We start from the raw sequence: 24,333 nt of genomic DNA, 5'->3' as shown, positions 1-24,333 counted from the left end.
ATCCCCTTCCACCGATGTTCTATCGGGTGATTCTTTATGGAGATAACTGACAAGGAAGTTTTTGAGATTGCCATAAACGCAGAGATTAGGGCCAAGGAGGCCTATGAGAAGCTGGCCTCGCTCGTCAAGAGTGACATCATACGCGACGAACTCATCTTCCTGGCCGGCGAGGAGGACAAGCACCGCGAGATAATATCGAAGATGGCCGAGAAGTTCGAGGGCGAAAGAACGGAGGCGAAGACGATAGACATAGACTTCATGGGCGAGTTCAAGGTCATCGCCGAGAAGATGGGAGAGGTTATCAAGAAGCCAGACGTCAACATAGACGAGATCTACGAGGTATCCATGCAGGCAGAGCTCGTCAGCGAGAAGCTTTACAAGGAGCTCGCCGGCTACGCGGCGACCGACACTACGAGGCTGATCCTAGAGATGCTCGCCGACATGGAAAGGAACCACTACAACATCCTCCGCAAGCAGTACGAATACATAACCCGCTATCCCGACATATACAAAGAGGAGTTCTACGACCAGCTGATGAAGGACATAAACTTCAACTTCTGACCTCTTTCCATTTCAGGACCACGAACTCCTTATAGTCCATCACCTTGACGAAGCCCTTTCTCATATAATATGAATAAGCCTCAAGCTTGGGGAAGGTTATCACGTAGGGCACCTTGCCGAGTTCACGAAGCCTCTCAATCGCAAACTCCAGCAGCCGGGAGCCGTAGCCTCTGCCCTTGTACGAGGGGTCGACCATGAAGAACTCGATGAGTCCCGTCTCCTCGTCGTTGATTTCATCCGGCACCCACCAGACGTCCTTGCCTTCAAGGTTGTAAACCAGCGCCACGGTGCCGATTATTCTCCCGTCACTATCGCGCAGGACGTAGAGCTCGTCGAACTCCTTCCCCAGGCGGAACTCGAGGAACGGCTCATAGACCTCTCTGAATCCATCGAAGTCATCCGTGCTCGGCTTGTTCTCCACCCACTCCAGCGCGGGATACGCTCCGTTCGTGCCCTGGTAAACCCTGAAAACGAAGCGAACCAGCTCATCCTTCAGTGAGAGCGGCTCCCCGACCCTTTCAATACTCATCTCTGTCCACCAAAGGTTATTAGGGCCCGAAACCTAAAACGTTTTGGTGATAGCATGAACGAACTCCAGGCTTTGGCCCTGGCCCTCGAAGTCGAGAAGGCTGAGTTGAAGTTCTATATAAGGCTGGCGAAAAAGGCCGGCGACGAACGGGCTAGGAGAATGTTTCTGTTTCTGGCAAACGAAGAGGCAGACCACTGGGAGCTGTTCGAGGAAAAGTTCGTCGAGAAGCTCATAGAGAAATGCGAACTCCCCGCGGTCGACAGGGCTGCCCTTGAGAGCCTCCTGGTGGAGGCCGACGAAAGGAAGCTGAGCGAGGTGGACGCCGTAAGGATAGGAATGGAGCAGGAAAGGAAGACCTGGGAGTTCTACGAAAGGGCCGCGAAGGAGGCCGAACACGAGGACGTCAGGCGCGTGTTTGAGGAGCTGGCAAAGGTTGAGAAGGGCCACTACGAGCTCCTGAAGGCCCAGTACGATTCGGTGATGAAGACCGGCATCTGGATGGACTACCAGGACTTCAGCCTCGAGGTGGACTGAATCCTACTCTCCATTGCAGGGGCGTAAACTTCAGAGTCCCATAATATCGGGCAGAACTTCGGGTGCTTCCAATAATTGAACATCATGCCTTTTACGAAGCTCCCTGCGCAGCCAGTACGAGTGCTCCGCTCCAACCAAGACCAGCATTTTGCCATCCTTCCTCCCTTCATTTGCCTTGAGGATCTGTTCCAGGAAATGCTGGTTCCATTTTTCCCATGCTATGCTCTCTTTATCACCGAATAACGAGTTCTGGTATTTGCGCTTGATCTCAAAATGGCGGTCCGTCTCGTAAGAGTTAACGTCAAGAACTGAACTCCACCACTGGAAAAGCACCTCGTACAAAGCCTCCACGTAGAGCTTGAAATGCTCCAGAGCCTCCGGATTGTTTTTCTGGAGGTTCTCCATTGATTCCCTCGCTATCTGTAGCAGTTCAGAGTACTTCGGCTCGGGTGGTTCGAGTGGGATGACTTCACACTTCAGTTTGTCAATCAGGGGATAAACGCTTTTCTGGTACTCCTGCTTTATCTTCTGTGGCACCCTGCCTTCAACGTCGGAAGGCCTCAGTTCAACGGCAAGAACGTCCGGTGAAAAACTCAAAATTATATGTGCCAGGTCTTCATAGGTGTAGTAATCCACGTGGCCGTGGAACTGGTGCAAGGTGGAGAGAACTAGAACTTTCATAATATCACATCCTTTATAATGTTAGAGAAACGGTACTATAAAAGATTTTGCCAGAGAACTATCTCTACCCGCTTCTAAGAAATGGAAAGATGACTAATGCGGCCTTTGTATCTGTCTTCATTCCACCAAAACGTTAACGAGCTTAACGTTCCGACCTGTTTTCTCCCGTATCCTTTCGATTATCTCGGGGTCGTTGAAGTCGATAACCTTGCCGCCGCTTATCAGGTTGATGTGCGGCTCCGTGTTGAGCTCCACCCTTGTTTCCCCGTCCAGGGAGAAGAGTTCGAGCAGGCCGAGCTCTCTCAGCGTCAGGACGTTGGAGTAAAGCGTGGAAAAGCTCATGGTCGGAAACTCCGCCTTGATTTCACCGAGGATATCCTTGAGAGAGGGATGTTCGTCCCCGATTCTATCGAGTATCTCCACCAGTTTGAGTCTCTGGGGCGTGAGCTTGTATCCGCTCTCCTTGAGCCGTTCGATGGCTTTTTCCTTCCACATGGTTTAACCTACACGGTCAGGCTTATAAGTCTTTCTAATTAGAAGTTACTTCTAAATAGAAAGCTTTATTAAGTAGGAACGCCAACAGTCTATGGTGAAAACTATGTCTGAACACAACCGAAGACTTGTTGAGAAAGCCGGAATAGACGTGGAAAAACTCCTGGACATGCTCCTTAGGGCCGCGGCCGCGGAGTTTACGACCTATTACTACTACACGGTTCTGAGGAACCACGCGGCAGGTATGGAAGGCGAAACGATAAAGGAGATAGTCGAGGACGCCCGCCTCGAAGACAGGAACCACTTCGAGGCCCTCGTTCCGAGGATATACGAGCTTGGTGGTGAGCTCCCGAGGGACATCGTTGACTTCTCCAAGATGGCCTGGTGCCGCGACGCATACCTGCCAGAGGAACCGACCGTTGAGAACATCCTCAAGGTTCTCCTGGAAGCGGAGCGCTGTGCGGTCGGTGTTTACACCGAGATATGCAAGTACACCTTCGGAAAGGACCCGAGGACCTACGACTTAGCCTTAGCCATACTCCACGAGGAGATCGAGCACGAGGCCTGGTTCGAGGAGCTCCTCACGGGCAAGCCGAGCGGTCACTTCAGGAGAACCAAGCCCGGAGAGAGCCCCTTCGTTTCGAAATTCCTGAGGTGAAAAGGGTTATTAACGTCGGGACGTATTATGCCGTGGTGATACCATGCTAGCCGAAAAACCCTACCTTCTTGGGAGGGAGAAGCCCCTCTCAAAGAAGGAAATAGCCCAGGCCCTGCGCTGGGCCATCGAAGCCGAGCTCGATGCCATAAGCTTCTACGAGCAGCTGGCCGAGCTTATTGAGGATGAAAGGATAAAGCACATATTCTACGACGTTGCCAACGAGGAAAAGGAGCACGTCGGAGAGTTTTTGGCGGCCCTCCTCGAAGTTGACCCCGAGCTCCTCAGGTACATGAGGGAGGGCTTCGACGAGGTTGAGGAAGAGACCGGCATAAAGGTCGAACTGTGACCTTTTCCTTCCCCTTTTCCATTCCTTTCCTTCGATTCTCGTGCACTAGGCAGTGGGTTAATGTACCGTTGCGCTCAATGAAAAACGTTATTAAGGTTCGATGTTCATATAGTTCTGGTGATGTGCATGGTTGAACCCCTTGTTAAGAGGGCGTACGAAACTGAAAAGAAGGCCGCCGCGAGCTATACCGATGGTCTCGCCCTCGTGAGAGGCCAGGGACTCAGGTACACGAAGGTCGAGGAAGTCGTTGGAAGGATAGCCGTTGACACGATAATCCACAAACACCTGATGAAGGCCATCCTCGATGCCCAGAAGGAGCTGGAGAAGCTCGCCGGGGAGGGCCCTGTATCCGAGGTCAAGGATGTCGAGCTCGCACCGGAGCAGAAGGCCCTGGTTAAGCGCTTCGCTGAGATGCACCTTGACATCGAGAAGGACATGATCGAGACCTACCAGAAAATGGCCGAGAAGATGACACATCCGCTGTTCAAGGGCCTTGCGGAGGCGCTTGTTGAGAACGAGAAGGAGCACCACAGGATTCTGGCGGAGCTCATAGCGAAATATAAGGAGTGAGCCCATTATTGGAGTGTCCTGATTAATAGGGTCCACTCCTCTTTTTTCCAGACATCTTTCTCCGTGACGATGATCAGCGTGCCATTGAACAAGACTGCCATGTCCCTGAGTGCTGAGAGCATCTTCAGAACGCCCTTAAAATCATTGTACAGCCTTAGAAATTCTGGGGCTTCGACTATTACAATTCCCTGCTTCTCCACGGTCTTCATCTCATGGAAATACTGAGAGACGAGTTGGGTTATTTTGTAGAGAGACGTTGGGGGGATGGTGTTATGTCCTTCGATGGTCCTTATCCAGTAGGTTATCCATCCATTCTTTGGCTCGATACTCCTTAGAAATGCGAGTACGGGGAATCCCTCGAGCCGGGGACTAATCTCTCGGAGATCCTTGGATGATAATATTCGTACCCCCGCTGGGATGTCAACATTCGATAAGCTGTCCTCTGACCGGATCTTTTCCACAGCTAAGAACCGTTTGCTGTATATAACCTCATAGTATGCGTAGGCTGTTAGAAGAGCCAGAGAAGCTGCCAAGTACACGACTACATCGTCCGAAATAAAGCCGTTGAAATAGGCCAATGGATACATCATGCTTGCTATCCCTGACAGAAGAATAGCCATACCAAAAAGTTTGGCCTTTCCATGATAGTATCTAGAGAGAAACTCTATGAGAACCCCGCCCCCAATTAAGAGCAGAACTCCGGAGACTACATAGGTGCTGGCGCAGCTCTGAGTTGTCAGTGCTTCAAGGACGCCGTATGCGGAGGGGATTATGGGAAGGGTCACGTGCATAGCAAGGGGAGATTTCCTTCCAGTTTCCTCTTCCACTAGGAATAGTATACCCAGGAGTGTGAAGGATGTGGATATGCCAATTAAAACTGACTCCATGTGTATTCCATGAAAGCTCGGAACCCCTGCAGGTAGTGTGGCGCTTGTCATCCATCCGAGGGAAAGAAGAAGGGCGGATTTTCGTTGGCTCTTAATGAACGCTCTCAGGAATACGAGGGTCATGCCGAGTTTAATAGAAACTATGAAGAGTTCGAGGTTCACTGTCATTTGAATCCCTCGCTTTTTACTGCCATTGTGTGGCGTGTTTATAAGCTTTCCGTCCGGAGTATTTCATTCTATCCATGTAGTGGAAACACGAAGGCATTCAAAAATCAAGACAAAGAAGAGGAGTACTCAAGGTCCAACGTGCATCATCTGGCTGTACATCTCCCAGTCGAGGAGGAGTTCGTACTCGGCCCTCAGGGTGTAGTAGTGGCCCTTCTCCATGTCGCTGAGGTAGCGCATGAGCCTCTTCCTGTCCTCGCTGTCAACCATTTTCTCGATCTCCTCGTAGAAGTGGGCGGCGATTTCCTCCGCTCTCATGGCCCAGCGTATGAGGTCCACGATGTCCTGAACGCCCTGAAGTTCGCGGGCAACGGGCTTGAGCTCCGGCCCTATGTGCTCCGCGGGATATACGACCTCCTTTCCGGGGAACATTGACGTGTACATCTTCCTGAGCAGAGCCTCGTGCTTGCCCTCCTCGCCGGCGAGCCACTCTATCTTTTCCTTCAGAGTTTCAATCTCTATCCTATCGGCAAGGCTTTCGTAGAACTTCCTCGCCCCTATCTCGGCCTTTATGGCCATGCCAAGAAGCTCCTCAAGGGAGAAGTCCTTGACCCTCTCGATGGAGAGTCCCTCATCAAGTTCAGGTGGAACCATAAATCATCCCTCCGCTAGCAACAGTCCAATCTCATTGTAAACCTTTATCTTATTAAACCCTTCCTGCCTCAGAACGGAGACTATGTCTTTCAAAATCTTGCTTTGAACGTTCACGGCGAGCATCTGACAGGCGTGGCACTCCGGCGTTGAGCGGGCCATCAGGAGAAAAACCTCAACGTTCCCTTCCTTTACAGTCAAGCCGTAGAGAAGACCCTCCTCCACGATGTTCAGCTCTGTTTCGGGGTCCTTTACTCTCTCCAGGATTCTGACGACCTCGGAGACTTCCGGAGGGAGGTCCTCCCTGGGGCGTCGTTTTGGCGTTTTTTGAGGTTTGAGAAAGTTAAAGAGGCCCAAATCTCAGACCCTCTCGGTGCTGATGTCCTCTATGGTGTAGCCCTTCTTGTTCTCGAAAACTCCAACGGGGTTGTTCTTGAGGTCGTAGACGTAAACGTTCTGGAACTTCACGAGGGCGAAGCGCTCGATTATGTCCCCGATTATCTTTGAATAGGCTATGGCACTCGCACCGGTTATGTTGTACTCCGCGTGACTCTCGAAGTTGAGCCAGACCTTGAGCGTGTCCTCCCCGACCTCCAGGCCCGCAACGACGCCAGAGTCTAGGATGTCCCCTCCTGTGACTGGGTCGGTTATGTTCGCCAGCTCCTCAAGCACAGCCCTGTAGTGCTCCGGCCACTCCCTGCCCGGCATGTAAACCTTCATTTTTCTCACCAAGTGGCCTTTCTCATGTCCGGTTATAAGCCTTCCTGGCCACTTCTGGGTAGAGGAAGGTAGTCCGGGGAGACCGAGAGGTACATTGATATTAGCACCATCACCCACACGACGACTGAGATAAAGTACGGGACAACGATGAGCGCCTTGAGCACTCCCGAGGTGTCGTCCAGCAGGTAGCGTGTCCACGAGAACAGCACCATCATCCAGGAGGCCACCACCAGGAGCCGCCTTCTGTTTCCCTCTGTCACTATTATCTGGGAGTTCATCAGAAGCAGAACCGCCAGAAACGGCCCCACGTACGCTATGTCAACAGCCACCGTGGAGTAATGCCCCGCCCCCAGAAGGCTGAGCAGCAGAACCGCACTCTGGAGGAGCAGCCTCACGCTCACACCCTGGAACCCCATGTCGTAGAGGGCGTAGCCTATCATGGCGGGACCAACGAGAATCAGCGTGAGCATGGTCTGGCTCATGTTCCGTCCGTTTAGCACACTAAGGGAGAAACCCAGCGACGTGAGTAGCCCTCCGATAAGCAGTAGGGCGGACGATGTCCGCGATTCACCAGTAACGCGCTCTATCTTCCTGCGTACCATCCATGTAAGGACAATGCCAACGAGAATCAGAGCACCACTAATGCTCATTATTAAATCGTACCAAAGTTCCCTCATTTTTCCGGCATCCAACCATTGATACATCTAAAGTCATCTTCAACCTAGATAAACCTTCCGGATGTTACTCAGGCGGGATATCAAAAAAGAGGGGGTTGGGGCAGAAAAATCACTCAAGCGTGACCTCGTTCTCCCAGAGGCCGTGGATGTTGCAGTAGCTCAGGGCGTAGAGCTTGCCCTTCTTGCTCGTCTTGAAGAAGAACACCGCCCTCGGCTCGGTCAGCGGGTCGCCGTGGTTGGTGAAGGCAACCCTGCCGACGAGGATCGGGAAGTTCTCTCCCTCTGGGTGGAAGTAGAGCTCTATCCAGGCGATGTGATGCTCCGGTGTGTTCGGGTGCGGTATCTCCTTGCCGACGCTGACCTCGACCTTGACGAGGTCGCCCTCCTTCTCGTACTCTATAACGGGGACGTGCTTCTCCCCCTTCCAGTCTCCACTCTTTATGGTTCTGCTAAGCATCTCAACCACCTCACTCTATTTTTTCAAACATGTCCTTGGGCGCACCGCAGAGCGGGCAGACCCAGTCCTCGGGGAGGTCTTCAAACTTGGTTCCCGGGGCTATTCCGGCGTCCTCGTCACCCTCATCCTCATCGTAGATGTAGCCACAGACTATACACTTCCATTTGGCCATTTCTTTCACCACCCTAATGTTATTAGCCCGCCCTTATAAGGTTTGCGCCTCAAACTTGAGAAACGGAAAAGCGAAAGGTTCACTCAAAGACCACGAACTTGTCCCTGGGGGCACCGCATACTGGACAGTATTCGGGCGCCTCGTCAACGGCGGTGTATCCGCAGACCGGGCAGATGTAGACCTTCTTTACATCAATATCCGTTCCGCTCTCGGCCTTTTCCTTGGCCTCGGCGTACAGCTCGGCGTGTATCTTCTCCGCTTCCAGGGCGTAGTGGGTGGTCCTCACGGCGTCCTTCTCCCCCTGGAACTCGGCGGTGTTCTTGAAGACCGGGTACATCTCCTCGACCTCGTAGGTCTCGCCGTCTATGCCTGTCTGCAGGTTCTCTGGGGTCTTCCCGAGGTGTCCTAGCGCGATGAAGTGGTTCTTCGCGTGAATGAACTCCGCGTGGGCGATAGCCCTGAAAAGCTTGGCTATGTTCGGGAAACCCTCCTTCTCGGCCTGTTCGGCAAAAATCAGGTACTTCATGTGGGCCATGCTCTCGCCGGCGAAGGCATCCTCCAGAAACTTCCGGGTCATTTTTCTTTCCACTACCATCCGTTACCCTCCAGATATCTTCTATAATACCTCGGGGCGGGAGTATATAACGATTTTCCAAACCAAAGGTTTGAGGAAACCTGCACTTCAGTCAATAGGCAGTCCCTCTTTAATGGCTTTTTCGAGCCTGAACGCTTTCTTCGCGTTACCTAGGACAACGGCCCCGACGGGCCTTCCCTCCTCATGGAAGACCTTCGTATCCTCACTAAGCCAGCTCCCGGAACCCTTCGTTTTTCCGATAACCGCCACGCTGAAGTCGGCGAACTTGAAGAAGGCCGACCTGAAGGAGAAGTCGTAGCGATCCTCAACACCCCTCAGGAGGTTGGAGAGAACCTTCGCCTGCCCCACTGCGACCTTTGCCGTTCCCCCAACGACGCCGCCGTGCTCGGCGCAGTCGCCTATCGCGTAGACATCCCGCGCGGAGGTTCTGAAGCGGTCGTCTATGAGTATCCCCCTGCCGGCGTGGATGCCACTTCTCATGGCCAGCTCTTTGTTTGGCACTATCCCGAAGGCGCAGACCTTCAGCCTGCCCCTGATGTAGCCTTTGTCGGTTTTCAGACCCTCCTCGTCAGCCCCAAGGGCGTTCGTGTCCAGATGGAACTCAACGCCCGCCCCTTCGAGCCTCTCCATTATAATCCCGCTCAGCTCCTCGTCAAGGCCGAGAATGGTTCTCCCTCTGTGGACCAGCCGGACCCTATGGCCGGCCATGGCCAGGTCCCCGGCCAGTTCGAGGGCTATGAAGCCCCCGCCGGGGATGGTTATCTCGCCTTCCTCCTCAAGGCGCCCCTTTATCAGCTTCGCGTCGTTGAGGGTTCTGAGCGTTAGAACGTGCTCCCTTCCAGGAATCGAGGGCTCTCTGGCCCTTGCTCCGGTCGCTATGACGAGGGCATCGTAGGACACCTCTCCATCGCTCGTCACGAGAACCCTTCGCAGTCTGTCAATGAGCTTTGCCTCAGTTCCCAGGAGGAGATTTATTCCTTTCTCCTCGTACCATTGCCGGGAATAGGGGAAGAGCTTCTCCTCGGGGATAAAGCCCGCTATGTAGTGGCTCAGCATGGGCTTGGAGTAATGGGGGATGCTTTCCTTTTCCACGAGTGTTACGTCAAACTCCCCGGCCAGGCGCCTGGCCAGCTCGACCCCGCCGGGTCCGTTCCCAACGATAACGACTTTCACAATTCCAGACCTCACGGCCTAGTGTGTGGTGTAAGGTAGAGCTCCAGCTGGTTCACCACGTAGTCAACGGGGGCGTTTATATATTCGGGCTCTCCCTGGGTGATCTCTTCGAGGTACTCCACGTGACTCTTTATTGCGGCATAGTGCGCCTTTTCCTGGGCTGCCAGAAACTTGAATATGCCCCTCTGTTCGGGGAACATATCCGCGAGGTGCGAATAGATTCTTTCGGCGTTTCTCTCGTTTTCTAGGGCTATCCTTGTAGCCTCTATGAGATTCCCGACGGTGTCTATCTTCACAGTCGTTTCCGCGAAGGGTATGTCTTGGGGAACGGGATAGTCCGTGTCCCCGAAGAGCCCCTCGTACAACTTGAGGAGTATTCTCTTGTGGCTCTCTTCCGCCTTGGCTAAATCTCCAAAGAACTCGCCGAGTAGAGATCCACTCTTTGAAGCCAAGTGTTCGTAAAGTTCCCTCGCATCGTCTTCCGAGGCCAGGGCATACCCCAGTATCTCCTTGGGGGAGAGTCTGGCAAGTTTGTCAAGAATATCTTCCATCTGCATCACCATTTTTCATGTTTCACATTGAAGTATTTAAACCCCTATGGGTGGAAAAAAAGGAAAGCCCCTCACGAGATCCACGTCACAAGTTTTCTTACGCCCTCCCGGAGACGCTCCTCGTCCTCCGGCCTCGGCATACCGCGGCTCTCGACGGTGTCAACGTGGTCGAACTTGCTGCGCGTTATCAAGGTCTCAATCTTCTTGCCGGCAACTCCCGCCCAGCCGAAGGCTCCGACGATGAGAACGGGCTTCTCGTAGTTGGCCTTGTCCACTATCTCGTAGAGGGCGTACCTTATGCGCGGGTGTATCTCGGCCTCGTAGGTCGAGGCGCCGATGATTATCGCCTCGCTGTCCGGGACCTCACCCAGTATGTCGCTCACCGCAGGGGCCTCCTTGTCCGTGAACCGGTAAACGACCGGGTTCAGTCCGTTCTTCCTCAGCTCGTCGAGGACTATCTCCATTCTCCTCTCAACGAAGCCATACATGGAGTCGTAGAGCACCAGAACCTTGCCCTTCGTGACCTTTCCAGCCCCGACTGCCTCGTAATGCTCGAATATCCTGGCCGGGTTCTTCCTCCATATGAGCCCGTGGCCTGGAAGTATCATCCTGGCCTCTCCCACTATGCCAAGCCCCTTGAGCTTCTTGATGTTCTGGACGATGTACTTGTGGTAGTGGCCTATGACGGTCACTATGTACTTCGTCACGTGAGGCAGGTAGCGCTGAACGACCTCCTCGTCGCTGTCGTCTATCCTTTCCGGAATCCCGTAGCCTCCCCCGGCGTCGCAGCTAAATATGAGCCTGTCCTCAACCACGTAGGTTATCATAGTGTCCGGCCAGTGGAGCCAGGGAACGGTTATGAAGCGGAACGTCTTGCCCCCTATGCTCATCTCCTCGCCGTCTTTGATCGTGTGAAAGTTCTCAACGACTTTCTCACCGTAGAAGCCCTCCAGGAAGCGCTTCGCGAAGCTCGTGCCTATGAGCTTGGCATTGTATCCGTTGGCCTCAAGAAAGGCCGGCAGGGCCCCGGTGTGGTCGGGCTCGGTGTGGTGGATTACGACGTGGGTTATTTCTTTTGGGTCAACCAGCTTTCCAAGGGCCTCCATGAAGAGGTCTGTGTATTCCCGCTTGCTCAGGTCGAAGAGAACAGTCGCACCATCGAGCTTCATCAGGTAAGCGTTGTAGGTTATCCCCTCGGGGATGTCCCAAGTGGCCTCGAAGTACCTTATCCTGTCATCGTCGACCCGGATTATGTACAGCTCCGGATCGTCGAGAATCTTCTCAACTTTCACATCGGGCATTTCTATCACCGAACCTATTTGGTGCGGAGGGATAAAAAGCCTTTCTTGACCAAAAAGTTAAGGACAGAACTGGGTAGGTTAAAATTTGAAAGGGTCAGGCGAAGGTGACGCTCCTGTCCTTCAGGGAGCGGTTGAGCAGGTCGGCGTGCTCCAGCGTGACCTGGTACTCCGCGAGCTTTTCGAGCTCTATCTCCTCGCCGTTGAGGGTTATCCTGTTGACGTAGACCTTGCCCTCGTCGAAGCCGACGGTGTAGACGAAGAGGTCCTTCTTGCCCAGGTACTCCCTTACCTTCTCGTCTTTGAGGGCCTCACCGAGCCCTCCGGCCGCGAAAATCCTGACGTGGACGACGAACGCCCCCGGAACGTCCTTCTCGGCGAACTGTCTGAGAGTCTCTACGAATATCTCCTTGGTCTCCTCGATGGGCGTCTCACCGCCGAACTGAAGGACCGTAACCTGTGGAGCGAAGGCCTTGACGCGCTCGGCGAGCTCGCTTTCCTTGCCCTTCTCGGCGAGGAAGTGGTAGGTGACGCCGCCGCTGAGGGTCAGAAAGGTTGCCTCGGTCGCGGTCGCGATGCTGGAGCATATCACGTTCCTGCTGGCAACGACGGCGACCTTGTTGAGGCCGAGATCTGCCAAAGCCTTACCAACCAGCCTTCCGGTTAAGGCCCTAAGATAGATCTCCTCCTCGAAGGTCGTCTTGGCCATACCGTCACCTCCCTACCCATTTCTGTGGGTTTATTATCGGTTTTGTGTAATGAAGTCCGGAAATAAAACCTTTTTGGTTTTCCTAACAATATTCTATGCACCTAACACTTCGGGAATAAAACCTGGCTTGAAAAATCCGGTTCAAAGGATAAACTTAAAAGGTTTGAGTTTCAAATATGAATGGTGATGCGAATGCTGAGTGAAAAAATGTTGAAGGCCCTCAACGAGCAGGTGACGAAGGAAATCTTCTCCGCCTACTTCTACCTTGGGATAGCGGCCTACTTCAAGGAGAACGGCTTCGATGGTTTTGCAACCTGGATGGAGGCCCAGGCCGAGGAAGAGCTGGGTCATGCGATGAGGATATACGATTACATATTCGACCGCGGCGGGAAAGTGGAGCTCGGAAAGATAGAGAAGCCCAAACAGGAGTTCGAAAGCCCGCTGAAGGCCTTTGAGGCGGTTTACCTCCACGAGGTCGGCGTTACCGAGTCGATATACAAGCTCGTGGACATAGCCGAGGAGGAGAAGGACCGCGCCACCTACCAGTTCCTCCAGTGGTTCGTCGAGGAGCAGGTGGAGGAGGAGGCCACCGCCAAGGCCATAGTGGACAAGCTGAAGATAATCGGCGACAACCCTCAGGGACTCTTCATGCTCGACAGGGAGCTCGGCCAGAGAGCGCCGAAGCTCAGGGCGCTTCTTCTACAGGCCGGTCAGTGATTCCCTCCCTTTTATGTTTCTTTCGTCTTCTGGCAAAATATGAAAAGGGCGCTCACGCCCTCAGGAGTTCGAAAATCTCCTCCAGGTCGGGCACTTCCCTTATCGGGTAGACCTTGAAGAAGAGAACCTTTCCGTCTTCGTCTATGAGGACGTTTGCCCTCTCTGAAAAGCCCTCCTTTTCGCGGAACAGGCCGTAGAGCTTCGAAACCGCTCCATGCGGCCAGAAATCGCTCAGAATCCTGAGCTTCTTGAGGCCGATGTGATCGGCCCAGGCCTTCTTGCTCGGCACAGCGTCGACGCTTATCCCGACGGGGACGACGTTCAGCCCCTCAAAGCGTTCGTGGTTTTCCTCAATGGCCTTCATCTGCTTCTCGCATATCCCCGTCCAAGCAAGCGGGTGGAAGGACAGCAGAACCTTCTTTCCCCTGAAATCGCTCAGTCTGAAATCCTCTCCGCTCTGGTCCTTCAGAACGAAATCCGGGGCGTATTCTCCAATCTCCATAAGGACACACCTCCAGTGCTCTCAAATTGGAAAAAATGAAAGGTTCCCTTAGAGCCTCTTACTCTCAAAGAACTTCTCAACTAGGTCGAGCTTCGGTTCGCGCTTCCACAGGGGCCTTTTATCGGTTCTGTAGGCCGGAACGCTCTCCTCAAATGTCGGCCTCTCGTTGACGTAGAAGATTCCCAGCGGGAGCGGGTCGGTTTCTATCGCGCGCCTGAAGGCCTCCTCCCTCTCGAGGGGGCCATCCTCCATCCAGTAGGTGTGCTCCCTGTACCAGGCGTAGGTGTTCACCCTGTTGAAGCTGACGCACGGGTGGAGGACGTCGACTATGGCCAGGCCCTTGTGCCGGATCGCCTTCTTGATTATCTCGACGCTCTCCCTGAAGTAGCCCATGAAGGTTCTGGCCACGAAGGAGGCGTTCATGGCTATGGCCAAAGCAACTGGGTTGAAGGGCTCCTCAAAGACTCCCCACGGCTGGGTCGGGGTTTTCATTCCAACCATCGTGGTCGGTGACGCCTGTCCCTTCGTGAGGCCGTATATCTGGTTGTCGTGGATGAGAACCGTTATGTCCGGGTTCCTCCTTATCGCGTGGAGCAGGTGGTTGCCGCCTTCAGCATACATGTCGCCGTCTCCGCCCTCGGCTATGACCGTCAGTTCCGGGTTTGCCGCCTTAACGCCCGTCGCTATGGGTATCGCCCTGCCGTGGAGCGTGTGGTAGCCGTTGGCGTTGATATAGTGGGGCATCTTTGCGGCCTGACCGATACCGCTGATTATCGCCACCTCGCTTGGCCTCAGTCCGAGTTCTGCCAAAGCTGAGATGAGTACCTCCCTTATGCCGAAGTTGCCGCAGCCGGGACACCAGGCGACATCCTCGCTTCCCGGCCTTCTGGGTTCAAAGGCCTCCCTGCCGGTGGGCAGATTCATTCTATCACCCCCTTCAGGGCATCAAAAACCTCTTCCACCGAGAACGGCCTCCCGTCGTACTTCAGAACCCTGTGGTGAACCTCAACGTCCAGCTCCTTTCTCAGAAGGTCGGCAAACTGGCCGGTGATGTTGTTCTCGACGATGATTACCGTTTTGCCCTCGAAGAACCGCTTTGTCTCCGGGTTGAGCGGGTAGACCCAGCTGAAGTGGAGCAGGGCCACATCGTCTCTCCCGAGCTTCTCTATGGCCTCCTCAACGACATGAAGCGTTGAGCCCCACGAAACCACGAGGTATCTGGCTTTTTCACTTCCGAAGAGCCTCGGCAGGGGCGCGTTCTTTCTTATCGTTTCGAGCTTTAGTTTGGCCCTTTTCTCCTGCATCTTTCTCGTAAGCTCGGCGTCTTCCGTTATGTCCCCCCACTCGTCGTGTTCGTTGCCGTTGGCCACCACAACCTCCTCACCGTAGCCCGGAACCGCTCTGGGCGATATCCCGTCTTCCGTAAGCTCGTATCTCCTGTAGCCGGGCCTTGCCTCGACGATGTGCCTCTCGAACCTCACCTTCCCCAGCTCGGGCTTCGGCAGGTTGTAGTAAGTGTCCACGAAGTACTGGTCGGTGAGTATTATGACCGGAACCTGATACCTGTCCGCCAGGTTGAAGGCCTCGGCGCTGAGGTGGAAAGCTTCCTCCATACTGCCGGGCGCGAGGATTATCCTCGGAAAGTCGCCGTGGGCGGCGTAGAGGACGAGGTTTAGGTCGCCCTGCATAGTTCTCGTCGGCAGGCCCGTTGCAGGGCCGGGCCTCTGGGCGAGGTGTATCACTATCGGGTTCTCCGCCATTCCCGCCAGGCTCAGCGCCTCGCTCATCAGCGCGAAACCGCCGCCCGAGGTGCTCACCATGGCCCTGGCCCCGGCGAACCACGCTCCGAGAGCCATGTTTATCGCCGAAATCTCGTCCTCGACCTGCTCGACGATTATCCCGAACTCCTCTGCGTGCTGTGCCGCGAAGGTCGAAACGCCCGTTGAAGGACTCATCGGGTAGAAGCTGAGGAAGTTCATGCCTCCGGCTAAAGCACCTATTCCTACCGCTTCGGTCCCGCTGAGGAGGATTTCTCCCTTAACTTTCTCGTCCCTCTCAATCTCGACCCTTATCGTCCCTTCCTCGCAGAGCCTAACCCCCAGCTCGTAACCTTTCCTCGCCGCCTCGATGTTCTTGTTCACGACGTTCTCTCCTTTGCTCCCGAAGCGCTTCCTTATGTACTCCTCGATGGCGTTAAAGTCGCCATGGAAGAGGCCGACTATCAGGCCTGCCGCGGTCGTGTTGAGGTAGAGCTGGCTCCCCGTTTCGAGGGCCATCTTGGTTAGCGGCACCTCGACGAGGTTCATTCTGTCAAGAAAGCTCTCCTCGACGTTCTCCCTCTCTCCGAGGACGACGGTAGTGTCTGAAATCCTGTCCGCGACCCAGCTCAGAACGCCCTGCTTGAAGGGGACGAGGATATCTATTCTCTTCACGAAGGCCCTGACGCGCCTTGAGGAGACCCTTATCTCGGTGGTGTTTATCCCGCCCCTCACGCGGGACATATACTCCTTGTTGGCATAGACGTGATAGCCCGAGCGCTTTAGCGCGTACGTCAGAATCCCTTCAACGGTCTGGATTCCCTGCCCGGCCGCTCCGCCGAGAACTATGGAAACCTCACCACGGAACTCGGCCATGCGGCACCACTCCCGGGATCGCCCTTTCGGCTGGCTCCACGTTCACCAGCCTCTCCAGAAGTTCGAGCACAAAACGAAAACCCTTTCGGGCAGATTTTGGGACAATTTTGTCCACTTATAATCACCGATAGGTAGTAGTGTGCAAAACTATATAAATGTTTTCGCCCAAGCTGGGTTGGAGATAAGGAATGGCAGGTAACGATTCCGAACCTGAGGTGGCGGTCTTCGCCGGTGGCTGCTTCTGGTGCCTCGAGGAGGCCTTCGAGAGACTGCCGGGGGTGATTGGGGCAATAGCTGGCTACACCGGCGGCTGGGTCGAGAACCCGACCTACGAGCTTGTCTCGACTGGAGAGACCGGCCACCGCGAGGCTGTCAAGGTCATCTACGACCCCTCAAAGATTTCCTACGAGAGGCTTTTGGAGGTCTTCTGGAAAAACATAGACCCGACCGACCCGTACGGCCAGTTCGCCGACAGGGGCGAGCAGTACAGGACGGCGATTTTCTACCTGAACGACGAGCAGAAAACCCTTGCTGAGGAGTCCAGGAGGAGGCTTGAGCTTTCGCGAATCTTCGATGAACCTATAGCGACGGAGATACTGCCGGCCAAGGAGTTCTATCCGGCGGAGAAGTATCACCAGGGCTACTACCTCAGCTTCCCCGAACATTACAGGCGCTACAAGACATACTCCGGGAGGCTCGGCTTCATAAAGGCCGTCTGGGAGGAGAACAGACACTTCCGCCTGTTCCCGGAGAGGGAGCGCTACTGGCTCGGCTGGAGAAAGCCGGCCGATTCAGAGCTTAGGAAACTGCTGACGCCTCTCCAGTACGCGGTCACACAGCTCGGAGCAACCGAGCCGCCCTTCCGGAACGAGTACTGGGACAATCACGAGGAGGGCATCTACGTCGATATAGTGTCCGGTGAGCCGCTCTTCAGCTCCCTCGACAAGTTCGACTCAGGAACGGGATGGCCGAGCTTCACCAAGCCCCTTGAGGAGTGGGCGATAGTTGAAGCCGAGGAGTGCGAGGGCTTCCTCTGCGGGAGGGAGGTTAGAAGCCGCTTCGCCGGTTCTCACCTCGGCCACGTCTTTGAGGAGCCAACGGGGACTGGAAAGCGGTACTGCATAAACTCGGCCTCGCTGAGGTTCATACCCGGGGAAGAACTGAGAAGGCACGGCTACATAGCCTACGAGGGACTTTTCAAATAAAAAAGAGGGGCTCAGAGCTCCTCAATGACTCCCCTGACGACCTCAAGGGGCTCCTTGATGATCTCCAGCACGTCGTCGGTGGTGTTTATGGCGACGTAGGTCTCGCCGTCCTTCCGATAGAAGAGCACCGGGCACGGGGCGAAGGAGCCTATCTCGTAGTCCTCCTTGGTCATCTCGTAGAATATCTTGGGGTTGCAGACCCAGAGAATTCTGTAAGGCTCCATATCGACGCCGACCTTGGACTTGACGACGTCGCTCGGGGTAAACTCAAGAACAACCTTGTAGCCCTTCTCCTCCAACTTTGCCTTAAACTTCTCCTCGGCCTCCTTGAGGCCCAGGCTGAGTTTCCTCCTGTACCTGTACATCAAACCACCTCCTCAGAGCTGTGAGAGCGATTCAAAGAGGGAACTCCAGAGTTTGAGCGGTGTGAGCTCGGTCAGCATCAGCAGGCCGAGCAGGATTAGAATCACTCCGAGGGCTTGCTCCCACCTTGCCTTGCCATTTCCGCTCAGGGAGAGCCTTCCGGAGAGGAACTTCCTGTTAACCCACTCACCGAGGTCTTTCGATGCCGTCAGCAGGTAAACGGTGAGGCCCATTCCGAGGCCGTAGGTCCCCATGACGATGACCCCGCTCAGCGTATCTCCGCTCAGAGCAGCTGTTATCACCGCGAAGCCGACGTAGGGGGCAATGCACCCTAGCCATGTTGCACCCAACGCCGAACCGAGGGCGAAGTCGTAGGCTATGCCCCTCTTTGGGGCTACCCTGTCCGTGGCCGAGAAGCTCAGCAGCCTTTCCATCCTCGTGCTTACCCTCTCGCTCACGAAGCTCGCGCCGATGACCACGAAGCCGACCCCGCCGATGAGGTAGAGCGCCCCCTGTATCTGGGAGGCGTAGCCGCCGAGGCTGCCGACGAGGGCACCGAGCAGGGCAAATGAAGCCACCATTCCGGCTATTATCGCCTCAACCTTCCTCCTCGCGAAGGTCAGGGAGAGTGTTCCGACTATGACCGGCAACACACAGGGCGAGAAGACGCTGACGATCCCGGCGGAGAATATCGGCAGGAGCACGGCCAGGCTGAGGTTGCTCCTTCCGTCGGAGGTTCCCGAAACGTCCTCCGTCGGGGACTTCTGTTCACTGGGCTGGGTGGCGGTTTGGGGTTCCTCCGTGGCCTTTTCTAGGAAGTAAGCCAGCCCATCGGGGTTCAGAGCTCCTACGGCCACTCCCTTCAGAACCATAGTCCTGTTAACGGCCTTGAAAACGACCATGGTTGGCGTTCCCGGGACACCGACGCTTATCTCTTCTCCGGGAGTTTTGGGCCTGTAGTAACCGGCGTTCTCCGGCTGGATGACTATCACCGGGCTGTAAACTTTATACCGGAGCGTCGTTATCGAGCGGCCTTTGTAAACGTCCACTGAAACGAGCACAAACCCGTTGAGTGCCTCTTCGGCGGTGACCGTTGGGAAGACGCTCGTTTTCATGTAGTTGCATGCCGGACAGCTCTCGGAGTGGTAGAAGACGAAGAAGTACCTCCCCTCGTTCGAGGAGACCAGCTCCCGGAGTTCCTTATCGGTCGTGACGTCGTGAAACTCAAGGTTGCCGTATTTTGTTGTGCCTGCACTCACGAGGCCGGCGAAGAGTAGCAGTACCATTGCACCGAAAAGTGCTCTTCGCACCCTGTTCACCTGAAAAAAGTACCAGCGGGGCTTAAAAAACTTTTTCTGAAGCTTTTTTCACTGGACGGAACTGTCTCCTGGCTTTTTCCAAGGCTGCCCGAAGGAGTTGTGGCTTACCTTCTCCCACTCGAAAACCTCATCTCCGTGGGGAGGCTTTTTCTCCGCGGGATAGCCGACGCCTATTATGCAGAGAACGCGGTAGTTCGACGGTATTCCGAGCAGTCCCCTCACGTAGTCCTCGGCGGGTTTGCCTTCATCGTGAATCCTGTTCCTTATCTGCACCCAGAAGGAGCTCAGTCCGAGGTCGAACGCGGCCAGCTGGATGTGCTCGGCCGCTATGCTCGCGTCCTCAACCCAGACGTCGCTCCGGCTTTCGTCTGCGGTCACGACTATCGCCAGGGGTGCCGTTGCCAGACCTGAGGCGCCGAGCTTGGCCTTTGAGAGGGCCTTGAGTTTCTCCCGGTCATCGACGACTATGAAGTGCCAGGGCCTCCTGTTGAATGAACTCGGTGATAGGAAAGCCGCCTCGAGGAGCCTCTCCACGAGTTCACGCGGAACGGGTTTCTTCTGAAATCTTCTGATGCTACGCCTCTTTCTCAGGAGGTCAAAAAGCTCCATGCCATCACCTGTAGAGTTTTCATGGGGGCGTTTAATACAGTTTCCCAGCTTTGGTATTTCCCAGAACTGTCCAGAACTTTTGGTTTTCAAAAGCCTTTTTTGAGGGCTTTAGAAGTTCCCAATGGTGAGGGTATGGGGCTCGGGATTGACTTTTCGAGGCACTTTCCGATCATAGGAATCGATGGGCAGAGGAAGCTGGGCGAGAGCACCGTTGTGGTAGTTGGGGCGGGTGCACTGGGAAGCTGGGAGGTTTACTTCCTGCACAAGCTCGGCGTTGGAAGGATAATCGTTATCGACAGGGACTTTGTGGACGAGAGTGACCTTCCCAGGGCGATATATGCCAGAGAGGACGTCGGAAAGCCGAAGGTCGAGGTTCTGAAGGAGCGGTTTGGAGTCATCGGGCACTTCGAAGACCTGAACCCCGGAACGGTGAGCCTTCTCGACGAGGCGGACCTCATAATCGACGGAACGGACAACATCTACACGAGGCAGGTTGTGAACGACTACGCGATAAAGACCGGAAAGCCCTGGATTTACGTGGGTGTTCTGGCAACCTACGGCAACATAATGCCGATAATCCCCGGTAAAACCGCCTGCTTCCGCTGCCTGATGCCCAGGCTCCCGGAGAGACCCCTGCCGACCTGTGCGATAGCGGGAATAATGAGCTACGTTCCGAGCTTCGCGGCATCGCTGGCCGTTGCCCTGGCGGCAAAGATTCTGCTCGGTGAGGAGGTCGAGAGTGAGCTGTTCTTCTTCGACCTCAAAAACATGGACTTCGAGAGGATTAAGATACCGAGAAGCGAGGACTGCCCCGCCTGTGTGAGGAATGAACTCACGTTCCTTGAAAAGAAGATAAAGATCGAGCGCATGTGCGACGGTTCCATATGGATAACGCCCCCGGAGCCCATGACCATAAACCTCGATGAGTTCGCGGAGAGACTCGAGAGGCTGGGCATCGAGTATCTGAAGACAAGCCAGTTTATTCAGTTCGAGGACGGTTGCACCGAGATATTGGTGTTCAGAACTGGTAGGATGGCAATCCGCGGTGCTAAGGACGAGAAAGAAGCCAAAAGCTTCTTCGCCCGCTACCTCGGGGGTTGACGTCCCTTTACATGAATCTTTTTACCCATATTTGTGGAGAAAGGTTTTAAAGATGTGCCTTTCTACCCAGAAATGAGTAAAGAAAGGTGGTGATGCTTATGCTTAAGGCGGAAAATCTTCACGTTACGGTTGCGGACAGGGAAATTCTCCGGGGACTTAACCTGGAGATAGGAGATGGAGAGCTTCACATCGTCATGGGACCAAACGGGAGCGGAAAGTCCACGCTGGCTTTAACGATAGCCGGACATCCAAGGTACAGCGTTACCGAGGGAAGGATACTGTTTGGAGGAGAGGACATAACCAGTGCAAAGCCCGAGGAGAGGGCCAGGAAGGGCATCTTCCTCAGCTTCCAGCACCCGGTTGAGGTCGAGGGCGTCAAGGTTATCAACTTCCTCCAGAGGACGCTGAAGAACCTACGGGGGATAGACGAGGTTGAGGCCTATGACAGGATTTTCCAGGCGGTGGAGGAGCTCGGTTTTGACAGTTCAATCCTCTCCAGGGAGCTCAACGTCGGCTTCTCCGGCGGTGAGAGGAAGAAGCTTGAGATGCTTCAAGCTTATCTCGTGAAGCCCAAGCTGCTCATTCTGGACGAACCGGACAGCGGTGTGGACGTTGATTCCCTCAAGGTCATCGCGGGGGTTATAGCCAAGCTGCACAGCGAGGGGACGGCGATACTTCTCATCACCCACTACGGAAGAATCTTAGAGTATTTGAACCCCCAGAGGGTGCACGTGCTGAAGGACGGAAAGCTGGTGGTTTCCGGCGGAATGGAGCTTGTAAAGCTCATAGAGGAAAAGGGTTTCGCGGCGGTGGGTGATAATGGCACAGCAGTCAAGGCTTGAAGAGATACTCAAGGCGGGCTCCCTTGAGGAGATCCTCGGTACCGCCGTCCCGTACCCCAAGGAGATAGAGCTCAAGGGGGAACTCACGAGGGACATGGTCGAGGAGCTCTCGAGGATAAAGAACGAGCCGGAGTGGATGCTCAGGCACCGCCTCAAGGCCCTTGAGCTGTTCCACAAGCTCCCGATGCCAAAATGGGTCGTCGGTGTTGAGGAGCTAGACCTTGAGAGCCTCACCCTGTATTCCAAGCCGGAGATAGGCAATGAGGTTAAAGACTGGGACGACCTGCCCGAGAACATCAGGAGAACCTTCGAGCGCCTGAACATCCCGGAGATAGAGAAGAAGTTCCTCTCCGGCCTGACGGCAGTCTTCGACAGCGAGAGCGTCTACTCCAACCTCAAGGCCGAGTTCGAGAAGATGGGAATCATAATGCTTCCCATGGAGGAGGCGGTTCAGAAGTACCCCGACCTTATGAAGAAGTACTTCGGCAGGGTCTTTCCGGCGAGAGAGCACAAGTTTTCCGCCTTACACCACGCCCTCTGGAGCGGTGGAGTCTTCGTTTACGTGCCGAAAGGCGTCAGAATCCCCTTCCCGGTCGAGGCGTTCTTCGTCATAGGCTCGGCCTTAGAGGGACAGTTCGAGCACACGCTTCTTGTCGCCGACGAGGGAAGCTACATCCACTTCATAGAGGGCTGCAGCGCGCCGATGTACAAGGGCTTCTCCTTCCACGACGGCATGGTCGAGATATACGCCCACAAAAACGCCACCGTCAAGTTCACCACTATACAGGACTGGAGCAGGAACGTCATCAACTTCAACAACAAGCGCGCCATCATAGAGGAGAACGCCTACGTCGAGTGGATAGAGGGCAGCATCGGCAGTCAGATAACCTACACCTATCCGTCGAGCGTCCTGAAGGGCGAGGGAGCTAGAACCGCTCAGTACGTCGTCTCGCTGAGCAACGGCCCCTTCATGAAGGACACCGGGGCAAAAACCTGGCATCTGGCTCCAAACACCAGCTCGAAGATAGTCTCCAAGAGCATAAGCGCCAACGGCGGAATAAACATCTACCGCGGGCTGGTGAGGATTCTCAAGGGTGCTAGGAACTCCACTGCCACGGTCTCGTGTGACTCGTTAATCCTCGACGAGGAGAGCAAGGCCTACACCTATCCGCACAACCAGAGCGACGAGCCGAGCGCGAGCATAATCCACGAGGCGACGACCGGAAAACTCGGCGAGGACAAGCTCTTCTACATGAACCAGAGGGGCATAAGCGAGGAGGAGGCGAAGAGCCTCATAGTTCTTGGCTTCATCAACGAAATCCTCGAAGGCCTGCCATTCGAGTACGTGGAGGTCCTCAAGAAGGTCATAGAGCTGGAGTTCAGCGAGGTTGGGGGTGTTGGCTGATGCGCTCTAACGAGCTCTCTAAAGAGCGTCCTAAAGGACTCTCTAAAGAGCACCTCACGTTTCCTTCAATCACCCGCGAGGCCCTTGAGAGGCTCACCTACCAGAAGTACGGCGACAGCCCGACGATTAAGAGCTACACCAAGTGGAAGCTCTTCGAGGAGAACTCCCCGCTCAGGCTTCCAACCGAGGCGGAAGCCGGGGACGTTCCGATAAAGGGGCACGTCGTTTTATCGGGAAGCGGGGCGGAGTTCAACCTTCCGGCGGGGGTTGAGCTGAGCGAGGGAACGCTGGGCCTTTCCCAGCCCGAAGAGTCGAGAATCCTCGGCTTCCACTTCTACGCCTTCGGGAAAGCGTACAGGCTGAGGATTACCGGGGATCTGGTGGAGCCCTTGGTTATAGTCTCCCACCTCTCAAGCAAAGCCTTCATCAGCCACCACATCAGCATCGAGGCCGAGAACGTTAAAGCTCCAATAATAATCTACGACATGGCCGAGGATGGGACGAAGTCCCTCGTGGTCGAGCTTAAGGCCAGGAACTCCGAGCTTGAGGTTCTGACCGTTGGAAGGCACAAGGGCCTTTCGCACTACCTCCTCAGGGCGAGCCTCGGGGAGGGGGCTAAGGTCAGGGCCTTTACCGCCATAAGCGCCGGGGAGATGAGCCACCACCGCGAGGACTACTCCCTTGAGGGTAAAGGGAGCGAGCTGATACTCAGGGGCATGCCGATAGCCATCGGAAGGACCGTGGACTACCTCACCAACGTCCTCCAGTACGGAGAAAAAACGGTGAGCGAGACGAGGGTTCACGGGTTCTCCTACGAGAACGGCTGGACGGTCCACAGGGGAGTTGCCAAGGTCTTTGAGAGCGCCAGGAACTCGTCGAGCGGCGTCGTGTCACAGATAACCATAATGGACGAGGGTTCACTCGGCGTCAGCGTGCCGATGCTTGAGGTAGACACCGGCGAAATCGAGTCGGCCTTCCACTCCTCGGCGGTGAGGCAGTTCGATGAGGACGCCCTCTTCTACCTCCGGTCGAGGGGGCTCGACAGTGACGAGGCGATGAGCCTCTTCGTCCACGGCATAGGGGAAGCTCTCAGCAGTCACCTCGAAAGGCTCCGCGGCAAGGCCAGGGGAAACGTCGGAGAGCTCATAGAGGGGCTGCTCTGAGGTTCCTTTTTCGGAACCTTTATTTTTCCTAACGTCTAACCGCCATCA

32 protein-coding genes are annotated in these 24,333 nt (G+C 55.0%); 11 read left to right on the top strand and 21 right to left on the bottom strand.

What is annotated here, in order from left to right:
* Positions 1-36: 36 nt before the first annotated feature.
* The gene (locus CDI07_RS05015; protein ID WP_088180563.1) at positions 37-561 is read left to right on the top strand and encodes a ferritin family protein; all 525 of its coding nucleotides are present in this window, start codon (positions 37-39) and stop codon (positions 559-561) included.
* Here CDI07_RS05015 and CDI07_RS05010 read toward each other — a convergent pair.
* Entirely contained in the window at positions 551-1,090 is a 540-nt protein-coding gene (locus CDI07_RS05010; protein ID WP_088180562.1) for a GNAT family N-acetyltransferase, read from the bottom strand. The two genes, CDI07_RS05015 and CDI07_RS05010, sit on opposite strands and share 11 nt — an antisense overlap.
* A 54-nt stretch (positions 1,091-1,144) precedes the next feature.
* Here CDI07_RS05010 and CDI07_RS05005 point away from each other — a divergent pair, with 54 nt between their 5' ends.
* Positions 1,145-1,624: a ferritin family protein gene (locus CDI07_RS05005; RefSeq protein ID WP_088180561.1), complete on the top strand. Its 480-nt coding sequence runs from the start codon at positions 1,145-1,147 to the stop codon at positions 1,622-1,624.
* A 30-nt stretch (positions 1,625-1,654) separates the two neighbouring features.
* Here the strand turns inward: CDI07_RS05005 and CDI07_RS05000 are convergent, their stop codons facing one another.
* Positions 1,655-2,305 carry a hypothetical protein gene (locus tag CDI07_RS05000; protein ID WP_088180560.1) on the bottom strand — a complete coding sequence of 217 codons (651 nt, stop codon included), beginning with the start codon at positions 2,303-2,305 and terminating at the stop codon, positions 1,655-1,657.
* Positions 2,306-2,422: 117 nt separating this feature from the next.
* Positions 2,423-2,800, bottom strand: coding sequence for a Fur family transcriptional regulator (locus CDI07_RS04995; RefSeq protein WP_088180559.1), 378 nt, complete (start codon positions 2,798-2,800; stop codon positions 2,423-2,425).
* A 103-nt stretch (positions 2,801-2,903) separates the two neighbouring features.
* Between CDI07_RS04995 and dps the strand changes: the two genes are divergently transcribed.
* The 3 genes from dps to CDI07_RS04980 all read left to right on the top strand — a co-directional run bounded on the left by dps (position 2,904) and on the right by CDI07_RS04980 (position 4,371).
* Positions 2,904-3,455, top strand: a complete 552-nt coding sequence (dps, locus tag CDI07_RS04990) for a DNA protection during starvation protein (RefSeq protein WP_088180558.1) — start codon at positions 2,904-2,906, stop codon at positions 3,453-3,455.
* A gap of 43 nt (positions 3,456-3,498) precedes the next feature.
* Entirely contained in the window at positions 3,499-3,801 is a 303-nt protein-coding gene (locus CDI07_RS04985) for a ferritin family protein (protein WP_088180557.1), read from the top strand.
* 120 nt (positions 3,802-3,921) lie between these two features.
* Positions 3,922-4,371, top strand: a complete 450-nt coding sequence (locus CDI07_RS04980; protein ID WP_226996617.1) for a ferritin family protein — start codon at positions 3,922-3,924, stop codon at positions 4,369-4,371.
* Positions 4,372-4,376: 5 nt separating this feature from the next.
* Here CDI07_RS04980 and CDI07_RS04975 read toward each other — a convergent pair whose 3' ends face one another.
* The 12 genes from CDI07_RS04975 to CDI07_RS04920 all read right to left on the bottom strand — a co-directional run bounded on the left by CDI07_RS04975 (position 4,377) and on the right by CDI07_RS04920 (position 12,426).
* Positions 4,377-5,426 carry a DUF835 domain-containing protein gene (locus CDI07_RS04975; RefSeq protein ID WP_088180555.1) on the bottom strand — a complete coding sequence of 350 codons (1,050 nt, stop codon included), beginning with the start codon at positions 5,424-5,426 and terminating at the stop codon, positions 4,377-4,379.
* Positions 5,427-5,552: 126 nt separating this feature from the next.
* Entirely contained in the window at positions 5,553-6,077 is a 525-nt protein-coding gene (locus CDI07_RS04970; RefSeq protein ID WP_088180554.1) for a ferritin family protein, read from the bottom strand.
* 3 nt (positions 6,078-6,080) lie between these two features.
* The gene (locus tag CDI07_RS04965) at positions 6,081-6,431 is read right to left on the bottom strand and encodes an iron-sulfur cluster assembly protein (RefSeq protein WP_088180553.1); all 351 of its coding nucleotides are present in this window, start codon (positions 6,429-6,431) and stop codon (positions 6,081-6,083) included.
* A 3-nt stretch (positions 6,432-6,434) separates the two neighbouring features.
* Entirely contained in the window at positions 6,435-6,794 is a 360-nt protein-coding gene (locus CDI07_RS04960; RefSeq protein WP_088180552.1) for an iron-sulfur cluster assembly protein, read from the bottom strand.
* A 32-nt stretch (positions 6,795-6,826) separates the two neighbouring features.
* On the bottom strand, positions 6,827-7,498 hold the full coding sequence (locus tag CDI07_RS04955; RefSeq protein ID WP_145954977.1) for a hypothetical protein: 672 nt from the start codon (positions 7,496-7,498) through the stop codon (positions 6,827-6,829).
* Positions 7,499-7,580: 82 nt separating this feature from the next.
* A complete protein-coding gene (locus CDI07_RS04950; protein WP_088180550.1) occupies positions 7,581-7,928 on the bottom strand; it encodes a class II SORL domain-containing protein in 348 nt (115 codons plus the stop codon).
* 10 nt (positions 7,929-7,938) lie between these two features.
* The gene (gene rd / locus CDI07_RS04945; RefSeq protein ID WP_088180549.1) at positions 7,939-8,100 is read right to left on the bottom strand and encodes a rubredoxin; all 162 of its coding nucleotides are present in this window, start codon (positions 8,098-8,100) and stop codon (positions 7,939-7,941) included.
* A gap of 79 nt (positions 8,101-8,179) precedes the next feature.
* Entirely contained in the window at positions 8,180-8,695 is a 516-nt protein-coding gene (locus CDI07_RS04940) for a rubrerythrin family protein (protein WP_088180548.1), read from the bottom strand.
* A gap of 87 nt (positions 8,696-8,782) precedes the next feature.
* On the bottom strand, positions 8,783-9,868 hold the full coding sequence (locus CDI07_RS04935) for an NAD(P)/FAD-dependent oxidoreductase (RefSeq protein ID WP_088180547.1): 1,086 nt from the start codon (positions 9,866-9,868) through the stop codon (positions 8,783-8,785).
* A gap of 11 nt (positions 9,869-9,879) precedes the next feature.
* Positions 9,880-10,425, bottom strand: a complete 546-nt coding sequence (locus CDI07_RS04930) for a ferritin family protein (protein WP_088180546.1) — start codon at positions 10,423-10,425, stop codon at positions 9,880-9,882.
* Positions 10,426-10,490: 65 nt separating this feature from the next.
* On the bottom strand, positions 10,491-11,720 hold the full coding sequence (locus tag CDI07_RS04925; protein ID WP_088180545.1) for an FprA family A-type flavoprotein: 1,230 nt from the start codon (positions 11,718-11,720) through the stop codon (positions 10,491-10,493).
* 94 nt (positions 11,721-11,814) lie between these two features.
* Positions 11,815-12,426, bottom strand: coding sequence for a hypothetical protein (locus CDI07_RS04920; RefSeq protein WP_088180544.1), 612 nt, complete (start codon positions 12,424-12,426; stop codon positions 11,815-11,817).
* 192 nt (positions 12,427-12,618) lie between these two features.
* Between CDI07_RS04920 and CDI07_RS04915 the strand changes: the two genes are divergently transcribed.
* Positions 12,619-13,143: a ferritin gene (locus CDI07_RS04915; protein WP_088180543.1), complete on the top strand. Its 525-nt coding sequence runs from the start codon at positions 12,619-12,621 to the stop codon at positions 13,141-13,143.
* Positions 13,144-13,195: 52 nt separating this feature from the next.
* Here CDI07_RS04915 and CDI07_RS04910 read toward each other — a convergent pair whose 3' ends face one another.
* The 3 genes from CDI07_RS04910 to CDI07_RS04900 are packed head-to-tail and all read right to left on the bottom strand — an operon-like array spanning position 13,196 to position 16,278.
* On the bottom strand, positions 13,196-13,645 hold the full coding sequence (locus tag CDI07_RS04910; RefSeq protein WP_088180542.1) for a peroxiredoxin: 450 nt from the start codon (positions 13,643-13,645) through the stop codon (positions 13,196-13,198).
* A gap of 48 nt (positions 13,646-13,693) precedes the next feature.
* Positions 13,694-14,569, bottom strand: coding sequence for a thiamine pyrophosphate-dependent enzyme (locus tag CDI07_RS04905; protein ID WP_088180541.1), 876 nt, complete (start codon positions 14,567-14,569; stop codon positions 13,694-13,696).
* Complete coding sequence (locus CDI07_RS04900; protein WP_088180540.1) at positions 14,566-16,278, bottom strand: 2-oxoacid:acceptor oxidoreductase subunit alpha; 1,713 nt, start codon at positions 16,276-16,278, stop codon at positions 14,566-14,568. Before CDI07_RS04900 ends, CDI07_RS04905 begins: the two co-directional genes overlap by 4 nt.
* Before the next feature lie 188 nt (positions 16,279-16,466).
* Here CDI07_RS04900 and msrA point away from each other — a divergent pair, with 188 nt between their 5' ends.
* The gene (gene msrA / locus CDI07_RS04895) at positions 16,467-17,483 is read left to right on the top strand and encodes a peptide-methionine (S)-S-oxide reductase MsrA (protein ID WP_088180539.1); all 1,017 of its coding nucleotides are present in this window, start codon (positions 16,467-16,469) and stop codon (positions 17,481-17,483) included.
* Between the two features lie 11 nt (positions 17,484-17,494).
* Here the strand turns inward: msrA and CDI07_RS04890 are convergent, their stop codons facing one another.
* Genes CDI07_RS04890 through CDI07_RS04880 form a run of 3 tightly spaced genes read right to left on the bottom strand, consistent with a single transcriptional unit; the run spans position 17,495 to position 19,774 of the window.
* A complete protein-coding gene (locus CDI07_RS04890) occupies positions 17,495-17,848 on the bottom strand; it encodes a DUF302 domain-containing protein (RefSeq protein WP_088180538.1) in 354 nt (117 codons plus the stop codon).
* Between the two features lie 12 nt (positions 17,849-17,860).
* Positions 17,861-19,156, bottom strand: coding sequence for a cytochrome c biogenesis protein CcdA (locus CDI07_RS04885; RefSeq protein ID WP_088180537.1), 1,296 nt, complete (start codon positions 19,154-19,156; stop codon positions 17,861-17,863).
* Between the two features lie 57 nt (positions 19,157-19,213).
* Positions 19,214-19,774, bottom strand: a complete 561-nt coding sequence (locus CDI07_RS04880) for a nitroreductase family protein (RefSeq protein ID WP_088180536.1) — start codon at positions 19,772-19,774, stop codon at positions 19,214-19,216.
* Positions 19,775-19,906: 132 nt separating this feature from the next.
* Between CDI07_RS04880 and CDI07_RS04875 the strand changes: the two genes are divergently transcribed.
* From CDI07_RS04875 to CDI07_RS04860, 4 genes are all read left to right on the top strand, one after another.
* Positions 19,907-20,875 carry a ThiF family adenylyltransferase gene (locus tag CDI07_RS04875; protein ID WP_088180535.1) on the top strand — a complete coding sequence of 323 codons (969 nt, stop codon included), beginning with the start codon at positions 19,907-19,909 and terminating at the stop codon, positions 20,873-20,875.
* A gap of 98 nt (positions 20,876-20,973) precedes the next feature.
* Positions 20,974-21,717 (top strand): Fe-S cluster assembly ATPase SufC, encoded by a 744-nt coding sequence (gene sufC, locus CDI07_RS04870; protein WP_088180534.1) that lies wholly within the window; start codon positions 20,974-20,976, stop codon positions 21,715-21,717.
* Positions 21,695-23,122 carry a Fe-S cluster assembly protein SufB gene (gene sufB / locus CDI07_RS04865; RefSeq protein ID WP_088180533.1) on the top strand — a complete coding sequence of 476 codons (1,428 nt, stop codon included), beginning with the start codon at positions 21,695-21,697 and terminating at the stop codon, positions 23,120-23,122. Before sufC ends, sufB begins: the two co-directional genes overlap by 23 nt.
* A complete protein-coding gene (locus CDI07_RS04860; protein WP_088180532.1) occupies positions 23,122-24,285 on the top strand; it encodes a SufD family Fe-S cluster assembly protein in 1,164 nt (387 codons plus the stop codon). The genes sufB and CDI07_RS04860 overlap by 1 nt, the downstream gene beginning before the upstream one ends.
* The last annotated feature ends 48 nt before the right edge of the window (positions 24,286-24,333 follow it).

It is taken from the genome of Thermococcus sp. 5-4, from assembly GCF_002197185.1.
Taxonomy (GTDB): domain Archaea; phylum Methanobacteriota_B; class Thermococci; order Thermococcales; family Thermococcaceae; genus Thermococcus; species Thermococcus radiotolerans.
Note: the sequence above shows the minus strand (reverse complement) of the source record. Positions and strands in the feature narration are given on the sequence as shown.